10 protein-coding genes are annotated in these 17,700 nt (G+C 67.8%); 8 read left to right on the top strand and 2 right to left on the bottom strand.

Going from position 1 to position 17,700, the window contains the following annotated elements; translation table 11 throughout:
• Positions 1-74 precede the first annotated feature (74 nt).
• Positions 75-1,460, bottom strand: a complete 1,386-nt coding sequence (locus ACFVH0_RS37070) for a polysialyltransferase family glycosyltransferase (RefSeq protein ID WP_385827601.1) — start codon at positions 1,458-1,460, stop codon at positions 75-77.
• A complete protein-coding gene (locus ACFVH0_RS37065; protein ID WP_385827599.1) occupies positions 1,457-2,446 on the bottom strand; it encodes a glycosyltransferase family 2 protein in 990 nt (329 codons plus the stop codon). Before ACFVH0_RS37065 ends, ACFVH0_RS37070 begins: the two co-directional genes overlap by 4 nt.
• A gap of 209 nt (positions 2,447-2,655) precedes the next feature.
• Between ACFVH0_RS37065 and ACFVH0_RS37060 the strand changes: the two genes are divergently transcribed.
• From ACFVH0_RS37060 to ACFVH0_RS37025, 8 genes are all read left to right on the top strand, one after another.
• Positions 2,656-4,005 (top strand): DUF6716 putative glycosyltransferase, encoded by a 1,350-nt coding sequence (locus tag ACFVH0_RS37060; protein ID WP_385827597.1) that lies wholly within the window; start codon positions 2,656-2,658, stop codon positions 4,003-4,005.
• A 95-nt stretch (positions 4,006-4,100) separates the two neighbouring features.
• Positions 4,101-5,342, top strand: a complete 1,242-nt coding sequence (locus tag ACFVH0_RS37055; RefSeq protein ID WP_385827595.1) for a cytidylyltransferase domain-containing protein — start codon at positions 4,101-4,103, stop codon at positions 5,340-5,342.
• Between the two features lie 51 nt (positions 5,343-5,393).
• Positions 5,394-6,329 carry an N-acetylneuraminate synthase family protein gene (locus tag ACFVH0_RS37050; protein WP_385827593.1) on the top strand — a complete coding sequence of 312 codons (936 nt, stop codon included), beginning with the start codon at positions 5,394-5,396 and terminating at the stop codon, positions 6,327-6,329.
• 11 nt (positions 6,330-6,340) lie between these two features.
• Positions 6,341-7,396 carry a hypothetical protein gene (locus ACFVH0_RS37045; protein ID WP_385827591.1) on the top strand — a complete coding sequence of 352 codons (1,056 nt, stop codon included), beginning with the start codon at positions 6,341-6,343 and terminating at the stop codon, positions 7,394-7,396.
• Between the two features lie 250 nt (positions 7,397-7,646).
• Positions 7,647-8,153: a hypothetical protein gene (locus ACFVH0_RS37040; RefSeq protein ID WP_385827609.1), complete on the top strand. Its 507-nt coding sequence runs from the start codon at positions 7,647-7,649 to the stop codon at positions 8,151-8,153.
• Positions 8,066-10,069 (top strand): LamG domain-containing protein, encoded by a 2,004-nt coding sequence (locus ACFVH0_RS37035; RefSeq protein WP_385827607.1) that lies wholly within the window; start codon positions 8,066-8,068, stop codon positions 10,067-10,069. Before ACFVH0_RS37040 ends, ACFVH0_RS37035 begins: the two co-directional genes overlap by 88 nt.
• A 144-nt stretch (positions 10,070-10,213) precedes the next feature.
• Complete coding sequence (locus ACFVH0_RS37030) at positions 10,214-17,041, top strand: polymorphic toxin-type HINT domain-containing protein (protein WP_385827589.1); 6,828 nt, start codon at positions 10,214-10,216, stop codon at positions 17,039-17,041.
• A 167-nt stretch (positions 17,042-17,208) separates the two neighbouring features.
• On the top strand, positions 17,209-17,613 hold the full coding sequence (locus tag ACFVH0_RS37025; RefSeq protein ID WP_385827587.1) for a hypothetical protein: 405 nt from the start codon (positions 17,209-17,211) through the stop codon (positions 17,611-17,613).
• Positions 17,614-17,700: the final 87 nt, after the last annotated feature.

The raw sequence follows: 17,700 nt of genomic DNA, 5'->3' as shown, positions 1-17,700 counted from the left end.
CCCCGCCCCCGGGGCGGGGGGGGGGGGCCCCCGCCCCCCCCCCCCCCCCACTGCCGTGGCCCCGCTCCCGGCGCCTACTGCCGCACCACCCGGCGCCGCACCGACCGCGCCACCCGGCGCACCACCGCGTTGCGCGGCAGGAACGCCAGCTGCGCCGGGACCGCGCCCGGCAGCGCCAGCGAGGTCAGCCGCTTCCGCTTGAAGTACCGCCAGGTCGTGGTGTCCAGATGGGCGGCCAGATACCGCTCGGCGGCCGGCCGCAGCCCCGGGTAGATCCTCGGCTGCATCGCGAAGCCGACCGCGCTGACCAGCCCGGTCAGATCCGCCGCGGCCACCGGCTCGGCGCCCCGCGCCGCCCCCGACCGCTCGACGGCCGCCCGGTCCGTGACCTCCGGCAGCAGCGCGTCCACCAGCGTGACCGGGATGCGGTTGCTGTTCTCGTACGGGGCGAGCCGGTCCAGCAGTACCTCCGTGCCGACCCGGGCCACCGGCAGCCCGTAGAACGCCGAAGCGGTGAACAGCGCCGTCGAGAAACAGCCGACCACCAGCGCCGGCCGCATCCGCTGGTAGAGCACCTCGGCGAGGACCGGCGCGGTGAGCACCCCCTCGTCCAGCACCGTCAGCTCCGCGCCCAGCTTCTCGGCCTCCTCGCCCATCGCCCTCGACCACTGCGCCGGAGCCGTGGGATGCGGCTTGAAGACGAGACGGGTGTGGCCGAGCGCGACCGCGCCCCGCATCATCCGCAGATGCAGCTCCTCCTCCTCGGCCGCGCTGATCAGCCCGAGCGCCGAGAGGTACTGGCCCAGCAGCAGCGCGGGCGCCTCCACGGACAGAACCCCGTCCTGCGCCCCCGGCGCGTCCGCCAGCTCACCGAGCACCTTGAGGAACACCTCGCTCGGCACGATCTGCGGCGCCACCCCGAACTCCGTGAGCAGCAGCGGCTTCAGCCCCGGCACCAGGTCGAGGTGGAGCAGCCGGCGCACCCGGGTACCGACCAGCGGGTCGATCTTGTTGCGGGTGGGGCCGTAGCTCATCAGCCCGTCCGCGTACACATCGACCGGCGCCCCGGTGAAGATCTGCGCGACGGCCAGCGCGGGGTTGACCTGGATCGACTCCACCGCCAGCTCGATGTCGTCGTCGCCGAGCCCCCAGGCCAGCCGCAGGTGCCGTTCCCACAGCGGTACGTCGTCGGGGCGCGGCGCCCAGCCGCCCGGGTGGAAGGGGGCGATCGTCGTGTTCCACGACACCACGTCGTCGAACCGGCCGCGCAGCGCGTCGAAGCCGGGCATCGCGTCGAGGGAGGCCGTCGTCTCCGGTACGGCCGCGTTGTTCGAGACGAGCAGGATGCGGCGGTCGGCGTCCGCGAAGCAGCCCGCGTCGAGCGCGGCGGCGAGCGTGGCGGTGCCGTAGAGCGTGGAGGCGAAGAAGATCTGCGTGGTGCGGGGCGGGGCGGTGTTCACGCTGCCGACACCTCCTTGGCGCCGACGGCGGCCGGGCGGCGGCGCAGCCTGCGCAGCAGGGTGGCGCGCTGCACGTCCATCGAGTCGAGGGCCTCGTCGAGCACCTGCTGCGGCATTCGTCTGAGCGCGGCGGCACTCATGGACTTCAGGGTGCGGGCCACGGCGGGTTCGAACCTTTCGATCGAGCTCATGTGATGAGAAATGATCGCGCAATAGGTACGGACCGCTTTCGGCAGCAGCACCTGGGCATCGCGATCTTCCGAGGTTTCCCGAATGACCTGGTCGAACGAGCGAATGAAATCGAGCTGCCGTACGTCACCGATCTGCGTCAGCGAAGAAGCGACCCCGCGCCGGTAGAAAATTCCGAGAAGTCCCAGCACCGCGAAGGAATCGGCCTCGCGGTGCAGCCGCCAGATCCACGGGCGGTCCTCCGCGGTGCGCAGACCGTCCGTGAAATGCAGCAGCCCGCGGTCCAGCAGCCGACGGTGGTACAGCCCGGCCCAGGCGTACGGATAGTCCACCGAGGTGGACCGCTCGGCGGGCAGGATCGCGTCCCGCGGATCCATCACCTCGCCGCGCCTGCCGTGCGGGACGCGATGCACGCTGCGGTTGCGGCCCTCGACCTGGACATGGTCGGTACGGACGAAGTCGCAGCCCAACGCCTCGGTGCGGGCCAGGACTTCGGCGAAGTACCCGGGGGCGAGCCAGTCGTCGCCGTCCAGGAACGCGAGGTACTCGCCGCGCGCGGCGTCCAGGCCGGTGTTACGGGCGGTGGCCAGTCCGCCGTTCTGCTTGTGTCTGCGTACGACCACCCCCTCAATCTCGTCCTCGGCGCGGCGCAGTATGTCCGCGGTCCCGTCGGTCGAGCAGTCGTCGACGAGGATGAATTCGAAGTCCTCGCGGGCGTTTGCCCGCAGGCTTCTCAAGGTGTCGGGGGCGTATGTCTGCACGTTGTAGAACGGCACGATGACCGAGAGCTTAACCACCCGTCTCACGCTAGGCGTGAGCCCGTCATTTGCCTTGGCGCCGGGAGGGACGGCGGGTGAACGGCGAATGTCGGAATGATGAACCGGGACGAATCGCGGGCGATTGCGTCCCCTTTGTGAAGGCGATTCGCCAAGCGTCGGCGGGCTGTTAACCAGCTGTTGCCGTCACGTTGGGCCGCGAATCGGAATGCCTTCCTAAGTTCTGGGACGTGCCCCCACGTACCGAAAAGACGACCGCCCTCCGGGTAGCCGTACTCGCCGACTCCGACACCCGGTGGAAATGGGGCGCGCTCACCGCGCGCCGCCTCACCGCCGGTGCGTCCGGAACGTCGGCGCAGCGCGTCGAGATCAGCGGACTGCTGCTGCGCGGCCGGGCCACCCCGACCCCGCGCCAGCTCGCCGAGGTCGGTGACGTCGGTATCGAGGCCGGCCGGGTCCGCGAGGTGACGGCCGTCGAATTCCTGCACACGGTGCGGGACGAGGGGTACGACGTGGTCGTACTCGCGCTCGTCGGCGGAGCCGTCCAGGCGATGCTGCACGGACTGGCCGCACTGCGGCTGCCCGCCAGGCCCGTCGTCGTCACCGGCTATGTCGGCGTCGTCTACGAGAAGCTCGCCGACGGGCTGCTGCTGCGGCACGGCGCGGACATCGTCCTCGCCAACTCCCGCCACGACGCGGAGCGTTTCCGCGCGGTGTACGAGGGAGTGGGCGCCGACGCCTCGGCCGTCACCGAGGCCGCGCTGCCCTTCCTCGGCGGCGAGCCGCACCGCCCGCAGGAGGGCCGCGACACCGTCGTCTTCGCCGCCCAGCCCTCCGTACCGGCCTCCCGCGACGACCGCATGTACCTGCTCCGCAGGCTCGTCGAGCACGCCAGGCTGCACCCGGACCGCGAGGTGCTGCTGAAGCTGCGCTCCAAGCCCGGCGAGCACACCACGCACATCGAGGAACTCCCGTACCAGCGGCTCGCCGAGAAGCTGCCCGGCGGACCGCCGCCCAACTTCCGCCTGGTGTACGGGCACATGGGCGAGGTCCTGGACCGTACCGACCTGCTGGTCACGGTCTCCTCGACCGCCGCCCTGGAGTCCCTGCACCGGCGTGTCCCGACCGCCGTCCTCACCGACCTCGGCGTCCGCGAGGCACTGGGCAACCACCACTTCATCGGCTCCGGCCTGCTCACCTCCTGGGACCACCTGGACGGCGGCTTCCGCCCGGAGCCCGACCCGCAGTGGCTGGCCGGCCAGGGCGTCGCCGCCGACGGCACGTACGCCACCGCCTACGACCACGCCCGGGCCCGGGTCGACGCGATGCTCGCCGCGGCCCGGCTGCCCGACCTCGCCCCGTACTACACACCGGCCACCGCCCCCGGCTACCTCCCCGGCATCCTCGCCCGCCACCACCTCGCCCCCGACGGCCACCCGCTGCCGGGCGCCGAGCGGCCCCGCGAGACCGGGGGAGTGCGCGGCGCCGTCCGCGAGGCGGTCCGGGAGGCGGCGCGCGGCGCGTACCGGCAGGGCGTCCAGCGGGTCGCCCCCGTCATCCGGCGGATGGGCGAGCTGTGACCACCCCGCCGACCACCCCGACCCCGATTCCGACCCCCACCCCGACCCCCACCCCGACCCCGACCCCGATCCCGATCCCGACCTCAGGAGCAGCGATGACGCCGCCCACCGTGCTCGCCGTGATCCCCGCCCGCGGCGGATCCAAGGGCGTCCCGGCCAAGAACCTCGCCCAGGTCGGCGGCGTACCGCTGATCGCCCGCGCCGTACGGGCCTGCCTGGCCTCCCGCGAGGTCACGGACGTCGTCGTGACGACCGACGACGCGGCCATCGCGGAGGCGGCCCGCGCCGCGGGCGACACGCTCGGTGCCCCCGAGCGGCTGCATATCGTCCAGCGCCCCGCGGCCATCGCCGGCGACAAGTCCAGCAGCGAGGACGCGGTGCTGCACGCCCTGGACGCCTACGAGGCGATGCGCGAGCTGGCCGCCGACGTGGTCCTCCTGGTCCAGTGCACCAGCCCCTTCGTGCTGCGGGAGGACATCGACGGCGTCGCCGCCGCGGTCGCCCGTGACGGCGCCGACACGGCCGTCACGGTCGCCCCCTTCCACGGCTTCCTCTGGCGCGACGGCAGCGCCATCGAGGAGGACAACTACGGCGTCAACCACGACAAGTCCGTACGGCAGATGCGCCAGGACCGCCCCGAGGACCTCCTCGAAACCGGCACCGCCTACGCCATGAACGTGGCGGGCTTCCGCACCCACCGCCACCGCTTCTTCGGCCACACCGCCCTGGTGCGCACCGACGCCGCACGCGTCCTGGAGGTCGACGACCCGCACGACCTGGCCCGCGCCCGCGCCCTCGCACCGCTGCTCGACCCCTCGCCGCTGCCCACGCTCGACGACATCGACGCGGTCGTCCTCGACTTCGACGGCACGCAGACCGACGACCGGGTCCTCATCGACGCCGACGGACGCGAGATCGTCGCCGTCCACCGCGGCGACGGACTCGGCATCGCCGCCCTGCGCAAGGCCGGACTGCCGCTGCTGATCCTCTCCAGCGAGCAGAACCCGGTCGTCGCCGCCCGCGCCCACAAGCTCCGCATCCCGGTCCTGCACGGCATCGACCGCAAGGACCAGGCACTCAAGCAGTGGTGCGACGAACAGTCCATCGCTCCCGAACGTGTCCTCTACGTCGGCAACGACGTCAACGACCTGCCGTGCTTCGCACTCGCCGGCTGGCCCGTCGCCGTCGCCAGTGCCCACGACTCGGTACGGGCGGCCGCACGCGCCGTCACGACCACCCCCGGCGGCTTCGGCGCCATCCGCGAGATCGCGGCCTGGCTGCTCGGCCCCACCCTCACGACCACACGTCCGACCCAGTCCCCCGAGCAGTCCCAGTAACTCCGGGTTCCCCAAGCCCACCAAGTCATCCGAGCTAAGGAAACACACCTCATGAGCACCTCCCGTCTGCGCACCCTCGGCACCCGCACCGCCGGCCCCGGCCAGTCCGTCTACATCACCGGCGAGATCGGCATCAACCACAACGGCGACCTCGACAACGCCCTCGCCCTGATCGACGTGGCCGCCGAAGCCGGCTGCGACGCCGTCAAGTTCCAGAAGCGCACCCCGGAGATCTGCACCCCGCGCGACCAGTGGGACATCGAGCGCGACACCCCCTGGGGCCGGATGACCTACATCGACTACCGCCACCGCGTCGAGTTCGGCGAGGCCGAGTACCAGGCCATCTCCGAGCACTGCGCCAAGCGCGGCATCGACTGGTTCGCCTCCCCGTGGGACACCGAGGCCGTCGCCTTCCTGGAGAAGTTCGACGTCCCCGCCCACAAGGTCGCCTCCGCCTCGCTCACCGACGACGAGCTGCTGCGCGCGCTGCGCGCCACCGGCCGCACGATCATCCTCTCCACCGGCATGTCGACCCCGCGCCAGATCCGCCACGCGGTCGAGGTCCTGGGCTCGGACAACATCCTGCTCTGCCACGCCACTTCGACCTACCCGGCCAAGGCCGAGGAGCTGAACCTGCGGGTCATCAACACCCTCCAGCAGGAGTACCCCAACGTCCCGATCGGCTACAGCGGCCACGAGACCGGCCTCCAGACCACCCTCGCAGCCGTCGCCCTCGGCGCTGCGTTCGTCGAGCGCCACATCACCCTGGACCGCGCCATGTGGGGCTCCGACCAGGCCGCCTCCGTCGAGCCGCAGGGCCTGACCCGCCTGGTCCGCGACATCCGCATCATCGAGGCCTCGCTCGGCGACGGCGTCAAGAAGGTGTACGAGTCCGAGCTCGGCCCGATGAAGAAGCTCCGCCGGGTCGCGGGCGTCGTCGCAGAGGGCACCGAGGCGGCCCCGGCCGCCGAGCCGGTCGCGGTCTGACGGGCCGACCGGTGAACCTCGCCTTCGTCGAGAGCCCGGTCCAGCTCCTGAACGTCCTGGAGTGGGCCTACGCAGAGGGAGGCGACGACCGGGTCCTCACGGACATCACGGTCGTCGTCCTCCCCCCGGTCGACCCGATGTCGCGCGGTCAGCTGCGCCGGATGGCGGAGCTGGCCCGCGACGAGGGCGTCAACGTCCGCTGGCAGGAGGCGCGCGGCGGCGCGGGCGCGCCCCTGAAGAGTCTGCGCGACCTGTCCGGACTCGTCCGCAGGGCGCAGCACATCGTCATCGGTGACCCGTTCTCCCGGTACGTACAACTCCTCCTCACCATGGTCCGCGCCCGCCGCCTGACCGTGGTCGACGACGGCACGGCCACCATGGAGTTCGTCGCCCAACTGGCGCGCGGCGAACGCCTGGTGCGCTGGCACCGCAAGGGCAGCTCGGGCCCGCGCGAACTGGTCCTGGCCCCGGTCACCGCCCGCGCCCGCAGCCGCTTCACCCCGTCCGCCACCCGTACGGTCGAGGTCTTCACGGCCATGCCGGTCGAGGCTCCGCCCGGTGTGACCGTCACCCCCAACACCTTCGCCTGGACCCGCGCCCGCTTCGGCCCGCCGCTGCTCACCAAGGGCGCCGACCTGGTCGGCACGTCACTGGTCGAGACGGGCGTGGTCGACCGGGAGCAGTACCTGGAGGCCGTCGCGTCCCTGTCCCGCACCCACGGCGCGACCCGCTACTTCGCCCACCGCCGCGAGTCCACCGAGAAGCTCCACGCCCTGGAGGCCGCCACCGGCCTGGAGATCGTCCGCCCCGACCTCCCCCTGGAACTCATCGCCCGCCGCGGCCCCATCGGCCGCACGGTCCTCAGCTTCCCCTCCACGGTCGTCCACACCCTGCCCCTGGCCCTGGCCGGCACCGAGGTGAAGGTCGCGGTCTGCGACATCGCCCCGGAATGGCTCCGCGACACGGCCTCCCCGCGCGCCCAGGGCTTCCTGAGCGGTGTCACGGAGACCGCCCGCGACGTCCAGCGCCTGGCACCCTGGCGGGCGACCGCGGTGACGGAGGCGTAGGGACTGCGGCTCTCCGCTCCACACACGATCGGGGTGCTCGCACAGGGTGTTCTCCCGATCATCGTGAATCACATCACATACCGCATGTCCCGTTTGGAGTGATGGGGCGTGGAACATCCCTCTGGCTGGACACGTGGCCTCTACATAGAGTCCTGCAAGATTCTCTTTTTCAGAGAATCTTCATCTTCTTGGGGCTGGGGTGGGGATTGTGTGGAGACGCTTGCGCTGCAGAAGAGAGGCTGGAGCGGTGGTGGCCGCCGCCACCTTGAGCCTCATCGCGGGGGTAGTGCTGACACCGCAGGCGGCAGCGGCACCCTCCGCGCCGCGGACACCCAAATCCGCAGGCGCGGCCGGAACCGATGGCGAGGCGGGCGTCGAAGCGGCTCAGGAAGCCGCGAAACGTACCGGACGCCCGGTCGAAGTGATGTCGCTGCGTGGGGAGAGCCGCGACGTCTTCGCGACACCCGACGGAAATCTTGAGGCCCGGGAGTATCTGCGCCCGGTGAGGGCCCGGGTCGGCGGCGAGTGGAAGCCGATCGACACCGCATTGACGCGATCCGGCGATGGCGATGTCGCGCCGAAGGTGAGCACCATCGGCCTCGCGTTCTCCGGAGGCGGCCGGGCGCCGCTGGTCCGGATGAAGAAGGCGGGCCGCGAACTGGCCCTGTCATGGCCGGGAGATCTGCCCACGCCGGAGCTGGACGGTGCGACCGCGACGCGGCGGTGTCGTTCGACGGTGTCGACGATTACGCGGTGACGGACATTCCCACTGTTGCCACCGAGACCGGGTTCTCGGTCGCGGCATGGGCCAATCTGTCGAAGATGCCGGACACGGCGGCGATCATCGCTGCCCAGCCGGGCAACCACAGCCCGAGCTTTGAGCTGTACTACTCCAAGGCGTACGACCGCTGGGTCTTCAACCAGTACACCTCCGACTCGGCGACCGCGGGTGCCGTGCGCGCCATGGCGGACACCCCGGGCGGAGTGTCCACTGGGCAGTGGACACATCTGGTCGGCACCTACAGCTCGGCGTCGAAGGAACTGAAGCTGTACGTCCAAGGCGTGCTCGTGGGCACGACACCGTACAGCACACCGTGGGACGCCCGTCGTGGGCTGCAGATCGGGGCCGGTTCGTACAGTGGCCAGGCCGCTTCGTTCTTCCCTGGCGCCATCGACGATGTGCGGATCTTCGACAAGCCGATCTCGGCGGCGGAGGTGACCCGCCTCCACGACAAGCAGCCCATCGGCTCCGGTCGGCCCGCCCGAGCGGTGTTCCCCATGGACGAACCGGCGGATGCTACGAAGATCACGGGACATGCCGACGTCTTCCCGGCTGTTCTCAAGGGGGATGCGGTCACCGGGCACCCCGGCATGGACGGCAAGGCGCTCACTCTCGACGGCTCCGGTGACTACGCCGTTGCCGGGGCGCCACATCTCAACAACCAGCGCAGCTTCACCGTGTCGGCGTGGGCGAAAATGCCGAAGACGAAACCTGATCACGCAGCGATCATCGCCACCCAGACCAGCGTTCACCGGCCGGGCTTCGAGCTCTACTACTCAAGTTCCTATGACCGGTGGGTGTTCAACCAGTACGTCTCCGACAGCTCGGATTCGACAGCCATCCGTGCCATGCAGCCCGAAGGCACGACGGCGTACGGTGGCGGATGGGTGCACCTGGTCGGTGTCCTGGACACTGTGGTCGATCAACTGACGCTCTATGTCAACGGAGTCGAAGCAGGACGGGCCAAGGCTGCCGCAACCTGGTATGCGGGCGGCCCCGTACAGATCGGGGCCGGTTCGTACGATGGGCAGCCGGGTTCGTACTTCCCTGGTCAGATCGACGACGTCCGCTTCTTCGACCGGCCGGTGTCCGCCGAGGAAGTCCAGCAGATGTTCCGGCAGAGCCCGGTGCTCAAGGGACGCTGGAACTTCGAGGAGAAGACCGCGGGCGATCCCGTAACCACTCCGGACGCCAGCGGTGAGAGCCGGCCCATGACTCTGCACGGGGGTGCGGAACTCGGGACGGGAACGGTCGATTTCAACGGACTCCAGCTCAATGGTGTAGACGCCTACGGCACGATTCCGTCCGTGCCGGTCGATACGAGCACCAGCTTCACGGTGACGGCGTGGGCGCAGGCTGCCGCTCTGCCGGACCATTCGATGTCCGTGGTCAGCGCTGAGGGAAACACACGCAGCGCCTTCGACGTGCGGTTCCAGCCCGATCCTGCCGACCCCGAGGGACTGGGACGCTGGGAGCTGACGCTTCCGGACGCGGACAGCTCGAAGGCCGTGGTCAAGCAGGCCGGCAGCACGGAGTTCTTCGACGTCCGTGACTGGAACCACCTGGCGGTGGTCTACGACGGCTTCGCCAAGGAGGCCCGCCTCTACGTCAATGGCCTGCTTCAGGAAGTCGCCTGCGGTGACAGCGACGGAGATGGCGAAGCGGACGACAGCACCTGTCAGGACCTCATTGCCTGGGCGGACGGTGTGCTGACATTCAAGGCCGACAAGACCATGCAGGTGGGTCGCGCGATGTCGGACAGTGCGGGTGGGTACTTCGCAGGTTCGATCGACGACGTCTGGGCCTTTCAGGGTGCGTTGAACGAGAGTCAGGTCAGCTACCTCGCCCAGCACTTCTTCGACCTTCCGACCGAAGTGCCGGCCGGCAGTTGACGTTGCCGATCAGTGACGCCGTGTCGGTGTCACTGATCGGGTCGGCGCCCCACGCGCCCACGGATCCACCAGAGCGTGCCCCTTCAGTTTCGCGTCGTGCCCTCGGACGGCAGGCGGCGCCCGGCAGTGATGGACACACCACGCATGAGACACAGGACAGGACTCACTCTCAAGAGCAGAGCGTTCCGACGAACGTCATTGGCGGTTTCCACCGTGATGGTCGCCGCTCTGCTCCAAGCAGCGGCGGCCCCGGCCTCCACAGCGGTAACCACCGACCTGCCAGGGCTGCCGTCAGCGGAGAAGCCCGTCGCGGGAACCAGGGGCGTCAAGGTCAAGCCGCGTCCCCGGACTCCAGGGCCCAAGACCCCGTCGAGGGCTCCGAGAGCAAAGCTGCCTCAGCCCTCGGTGAAGACGATCGTGTTGCCCGAGGCCGATGCGAAGGGCGCGAAGCGTTTCGTTGCTCCTGATGGGCAACCGATTGCGATCGGCCGGAGCCAGGGCAAGCCATCGGCCAAGACTCGGAGCGGTGCGGAAGCCTCCTCGCCGAGCAGTGTGACCTCGCGCGTTCTCGGACGTGAGCAGGCATACCGGGCCGGCGTGAACGGAGCCTTGCTCACCCTCACTCCGAAGGACCCGGCCTCCGGGACGAAACAGATCTCCATCGCCCTGACCGTCGACTACGCCCCCTACGCGGAGTTGTTCGGCGGCTCCTACGCCTCACGCATGCAACTGGTCGAACTGCCGGCCTGCGCACTCACGACCCCGGACGATCAGCGATGCCGTTCCGGCGAACCCGTCGCCGCCACCAACAACACGGCAGAGCACACACTGACGGCGAAGTCGCTGAGTCTGCGGGCAGGAGCCCCGACGGTCCTGGCCGCGACGGCCTCGGCCGCGGGAGACAAGGGAGACTACAAGGCGACTCCGCTGTCCCCGTCCTCCACGTGGCGCACCAATCTCAGCACCGGTGACTTCACCTGGTCGTACGCCATCGACACCCCTGATGTCCCAGGAGACCTGAAGCCGAGCGTCGGCCTCTCGTACTCGTCCGGAGCCATCGACGGCCGCACCGGTGGGACGAACAACCAGGGGTCCTGGGTCGGTGACGGCTTCGACATGTGGCCCGGTTTCATCGAGCGCCGCTACAAACCGTGCGCGGAAGACGGCGTGAAGAACGCGGACGGCAGCAAGCCCGGCGACATGTGCTGGGCGTACGACAACGCGTTCATCTCCTTCAACGGCTCGGGCGGGGAACTGGTCCCTGCGGGCAACGACGAGTTCAAGCTGAAGCACGACGACGGCACCCGGATCAAGCGGCTGAAGTCCACCAACCGCGGCAATGATGACAATGACGGCGAGTACTGGCGTCTGACCGACCCGGACGGCACCCGCTACTACTTCGGATACAACCGGCTGCCCGGATGGAGCACTGGCAAGGCGACCACGGACTCCACCTGGACACTGCCCGTCTACGGAAACAACACCGGTGAGGACTGCCACGCCGAGAAGTTCGCCGACTCCTGGTGCCAGCAGGCATGGCGGTGGAACCTCGACTACATCGTCGACGCCCATGGCAATGCCGTCACCTACCACTACACCAAGGAGACCAACTCCTACGGTCGCAACCTGAAGGCCGACGACGACACCGCGTACACCCGCGGCGGCTACCTGGAGCGCATCGACTACGGGCAGAAGTCGTCCGCTCTGTACGGCACCAAGCCGCTGGCCCAGGTCGCTTTCGACAGTGCCGAGCGATGCCTGCCGGAGTCCGGGGTCACCTGTGCCGTAGACACCATCGACACCAAGTCCTTCTATTGGTACGACACGCCCTGGGATCTGAACTGCAAGGCCGACACCACGTGTGACAACGGCCGGCTGTCGCCCTCTTTCTGGACGCGCAAGCGGCTGACGAACATCAGGACCCAGACCCTCAAGTCCGACGGCACGTATGCCAACGTCGACTCCTGGAAGCTCGACCACCGCTGGGGCAAGGCAGACACCGACTACCAGCTGCTGCTGGACAGTGTTCAGCACACAGGTGAATCCGCGACGCCCAGTATCACTCTGCCGAAGGCGACGTTCGCCTACGAGGATCTGGCCAACCGGCTCGACAAGACCGGCGACGGTTTCGCGCCCTTCATCAAGTCGCGGCTGTTCTCCATCGCGGACGAGTACGGCGGTCAGATCACTGCCAACTACTCAGAACCGGTCTGCAACTGGAGCGCCCTGCCGACCCCGGAGACCAACACCACGCGCTGCTTCCCCCAGTACATCGGTGGCAGCGACTCCGACCCCGCAACGCAGCACTGGTTCAACAAGTACGTGACCAAATCCGTCACGGCGACGGACCGTATCGGCGGCGCACCCGACCAGGTCACCCGCTACGACTACCTCGGCGATGCCGCTTGGCACTTCGATGACGACGACGGTCTGACCAAGGAGAAGGAGAAGACCTGGTCCCAGTGGCGGGGCTACGGCCAGGTCCGGGTCTGGACCGGCGGCCAGGGCGGCGACGCCGCCATGAAGACACAGCAGGACTCCTACTTCCTGCGGGGCATGGACGGTGACCGGAAGAACGCGTCCGGCGGAACGAAGACCGTCGCGGTGACTCTCGCCGCAGGTGAGGGCGACCCGATCACGGATCACGAGACCGCTGCCGGGTTCGGCTACAAGTCCGTCTCGTTCGACAAGCCCGGCGGCAAGGTGCTGGCCAAGTCGGTCAACAGGCCCTGGTATCACGAAACGGCGAAGAAGGTCCGAGACTGGGGCACGGTGACGGCCAACTTCATCGGCACCACAGCCACCAAGCAATGGATCTCGCTCGACAACGGCGCGGGCGCCAAATGGCGTACCACCTCGACGGCCGTCAAGCAGGACACCGTCGCGGGGCGGGTCATCCAGGTCGACGACTTCGGGGACGATGCCACCACGGCCGACGACCGGTGCACCCGCACCACGTACCCGGAGGTGACCGACGTCAATCTGCTCAACCTTCCCACCCGGGTGGAGACGGTCACGAAGGCATGTGGTGCTACGACCGACCGCTCCAAGGACGTTCTCTCGGACACCCGCACCGCCTATGACGGAGGGGCGTACGGCGCTGCCCCCACCAAGGGCGATGCATCCGCGATCGCCACGCTGAAGAGCAACGACAGCACCAAGGCCACCTATCTGGAGTCGGGTGCCACCTACGACGGCTACGGCCGTCCGCTGACGAGTACGGACCTGGTGGCCGATGTCACCGTGACGGGGACGGGCGACCCGGTCCGCGCCGTCCGCAAGGACGGGCGCACGACGACCACGGCGTACAGCCCGGCAACGGGGCAGGCCACCGAGATCAAGGTGACCACGCCTCCCGCGAACGCCGCCGATGCGTCCTCGGCACAGAGCACCGTCACCACCCTCGACCCCGTGCGTGGTCTCGTGGTGAAACAGACCGATACCAACGGCAAAGTGACCGAGCTGGCTCATGATGCCTTGGGGCGGTCCACCAAGGTGTGGCTGCCGAATCAGCGTAACGACAAAGTCCCCAGCCAGGAGTTCGTCTACACAGTCGCTGACAATGCAGTCGCTGTCGCGACCAAAACCCTGGGCAACAGCATCAGTGGCAATCAGATCACGTCGTACGCCCTTTACGACGGATTCCTGCGGGACCGGCAGACACAGTCTCCGGGCCCGGACGGCGGCAGCATCATCACGGACGTCTTCTACGACGAGCGCGGTCTCGCAGCGAAGTCGTTCGCGCCGTACTACACAATGGGCAAGCCGAGTACGGGGATCTTCAAGCCGGATGACTCGCTGTCCGTGGAGACCCAGACACACACCACGTTCGACGGTCTGAACCGAGCCGTCGAAACCCGGCAGATCGCGGGCAACGGCGATGGTGGAGAGGTTCTCAGCACCACCAGCACCACGTTCGGCGGCGACCGCACCACGGTCATTCCGCCCGTGGGCGGCACAGCGACAACGACCCTCATGGATGCCCGAGGCAACACGACCGAGTTGCGTCAGCACCACAGCCGAGCGGCCGATGCCGCCTTCGACACCACCACATACAAGTACACGCCACGCGGTGAACTGCAGAAGGTGACCGACCCGGCCGGCAACAGCTGGAGCTACGAGTACGACCAGCGCGGACGCCAGATCGTCGTTACCGACCCGGACAAGGGCATCACCGACAACACCTACGACGACCGTGGTCAGCTGACCTTTGCCAAGGGCTCGCGAACCGATGTTCCTGGCCTGGCATACCTCTACGACGACCTGGGCCGACAGACCGAGGTGCGTGAGGGGTCGGCCACGGGCACGCTGCGTACCAAGCAGGTGTACGACACTCTCACGGGCGCGAAGGGGCAACTCGCCGAATCCACACGTTATGTCGATGGTCAGGAGTACATCTCCAAGGTCACCGCCTACGACCAGCTCTACCGCCCCACCAGAACCTCTGTCGTCATCCCGGCCGCTGAAGGAAAGCTGCAGGGCACCTATCAGGCAGCCACGACCTACCTGCCGTCGGGGCTGACAGGCGCCGTCAGCTATTCCGCAGCCGGCTCGCTGCCCGGAGGAGGGCCCGGCTACGCCTACGACGACGAGACGCTCCGGCTGATCTCGGTCTCCGGCGAGGGGATGACGTCGAGCATCTCCTACAGCCTGACGGGCAAGCCCTTGGATTACACAATGGGCTTGACCGCCAGTGGCGCGAAGACCCGGGTGGCCAATGCCTACGAGTGGGGTACCCAGCGGCTCGCGACTTCACGTGTCGACCGCCAGGACCAGCTGGGCGTCGACCGCAGCGTCACTTACCAGTACGACGAGGCTGGCAACGTGCTGTCGATGGCGGATGTCTCCCGCAGCGGCACCGACAACCAGTGCTTCGTCTACGACTACCTCGGCAGGGTCACCGAGGCATGGGCCCAGCCCGTCACCACCTGCGCGGGCACTCCGTCCGGCTCCAAGATCGGCGGCCCCGCCCCGTACTGGCAGAGCTTCACCTACGACAAGTCCGGCAACCGCGCCACCGAGATCCAGCACGACGCCACTGGTGACGCCACCAAGGACATCAAGCGGAACTACGACTACCCGACTCCAGGTCAGCCGCAGGCCCACTCCCTCAACTCCGTCACCACGGTGGCGCCTTCGGGAACCACGACCAGCTCCTACGCCTATGACCCGAGCGGCAACACCACGGCCCGCCCCGGTCAGAAACTGACCTGGGACGCCGAAGGCCACCTGGCCGGGGTCACCGAGGACGGGAAGACCACCACCTACCTCTACGACGCGGCGGGCAACCGCCTCATCAGCCGGACCAGCACCGAGACCACGCTCTACCTGGGCAACACCGAGGTCACGCTTCCCACCGGGGCCGACAAGGCGAAGGCGACCCGCTACTTCGACCTCGGGGGTGGCCAGATGGCCATCCGAGCGGACGACGGCACCTTCTCCTTCACCATCGCCGACCACCACGGAACCGGCGAACTCGCGATTCAGGCCGCGGACCTGGCCCTCACCCAGCGCCGCACGCTCCCCTTCGGTGCGATCCGCGGCCAGACCCCGACGACCTGGCCCGGCACCAAGGGCTTCGTCGGCGGCACCGACGACACCAAGACCACCGGCCTCACCCACCTCGGTGCCCGCGAATACGACCCCGACCTCGGCCGCTTCATCTCCGTCGACCCGCTCCTCGACCTGGCCGACCCGCAGCAGATGAACGGCTACACGTACGGAAACAACAATCCCGCCACGCTCAGCGACCCCGACGGGCTACGGCCTCTTGGCATCTGCGGGCATACCGGCGACTGTGACGACGGTACGCGCGAGAGCTTCACCATGAACAAGAACGGGGGGTGGGACCAGCATCTGTCTACGACCAAGGTCCAATCGCGAAGCGACGGTTCCACCTTGTTCACGGACAGACAATACGTCAATGGACGCTTGACGGCGACGAGGTACACAACTGTCGGGGACCAAGGAATCGTTCGCGGAAAACTCCCAGTAGGTGAGAACCGCCATTGGAGATTGGCCAAGGAAGCATTCAAGTTTGCTGTCTTCGACCCCGAGGACTTCAAGGCATGCACGGATGTCACCTGGGAATGCGGTTGGATTCTCACGGACATTCCGATCCTGAAGGCCGGAAAATTCCTCAAAGTGGCCAAGGCTGGCGAGAAGGGCGCCGAGGAGGTCAGAGTCGCCAAGGGGGTAGAGGGGTGCCTGGTCGGCAGCAAGCACAGCTTCCTCTCCGGAACCAAGGTTGAGCTGGCTGATGGAACGACCAAGAATATCGAAGACATCGAGATCGGTGAAAAGGTTCTGGCCACCGATCCCGAAACCGGAAAAACTGAGCCGCGCGATGTCGTGGACACCATCGTCACGGAGGATGACAAGGACTTCACTGAGATCACGGTGAAGTCGGGCGTGAACGAATCCGAGATCACCGCAACGGACACCCACCCCTTCTGGTCCCTTGCGGACCGGAAGTGGGTCGACGCAGGCGACCTCAAGCCCGGTGATCGCCTTCGCACCGATGCCGGCGAAGCGGTCAAGGTCTCCGCTGTCCACCGCTACCAGAAGCGTCAGTGGACTTATGACCTCACCGTGGACAGCATCCACACGTACTATGTGCTGGCGGGCGAGACTCCCGTGCTCGTGCATAACTCCGGAGGCTGCCCTGATCTGGATGCGCTTTCGCAGAGTGGAATGCGTCCAGCAAAGGGGAAGACGACTCATGCAGGCCGTGAATACCAGAAGCACATGAACCGCGGCGATCTCCCTGTGGTCCCCGGCAAGGAATTGAAGACCGCCGGGCAGGATTTGTTGGACGACATTCTGACCAATCCGCAAACTGCTACGTCCGCTGTAAATTCTGGCAACTTCGCGGGCGGGACGCGGTATATCATGCCGGACCCTGCTGGAGGGCGCGGGATCGGAGCGACCTTCGACGCAAATGGACAGTTCCAATACTTCGGGCGGTACTAGGCATGTTGGTAATCGAGCCGTGGGATGCAAAGGCGCGCGGCGGCGCTGGTCTCGCTGACCTTCGGGGTGCGATCGCGGGGGCGTCTGTGAGCGCGGTCCGCTATGTAGTGCCACAGGGGGAAACCTGGCCCGAAGGGCACAGGGAGGATCGTGCTCATGAAGTCGATATGGCCGTTGATCTGGTCATGAGCACCGGGGCGGCACTGTCCCTGTCCTGGTCGATGGATGGCCTCAATGAAGGGATGGCGATCGAGCTTAGGGAACCTGGAGAGTCGGACGCAGACTTGCCAGGGGACACTGTCGACGTGAGCGGCCATGTCGATTGGGAGAGGTTCCTCGGGGCGGATATTGTGGAAATCAGCCCCACCTGGCACATTCCCAACGAAGGTTGCCCTGAGATGCCGTGGGCGTATCGCCTCGGATTCTCCAATGGGTCAAGCCTGGTCATTGCGCTAGGTGCGGCCGAGGGGGAAGAGTTCACGTACATGCCGGATGAGCTGATCGTGTTCTTCGACGAGAGTCTCGCAGCCTCCTATAGGATCCCGGCGAGTGAAACTTCTTCACGCGGATAGGCTGAACCGAGTCAGGGTATTTGGTAAGAGCCTGGTGCGGGACGCCCAATAGTCGGGAATCTCCTTTTCTCGGGAAAATAGATCAAA

The organism is Streptomyces sp. NPDC127117 (assembly GCF_042677325.1).
Lineage (GTDB): Bacteria > Actinomycetota > Actinomycetes > Streptomycetales > Streptomycetaceae > Streptomyces.
This window is presented reverse-complemented; position numbering and strand designations above follow the sequence as displayed.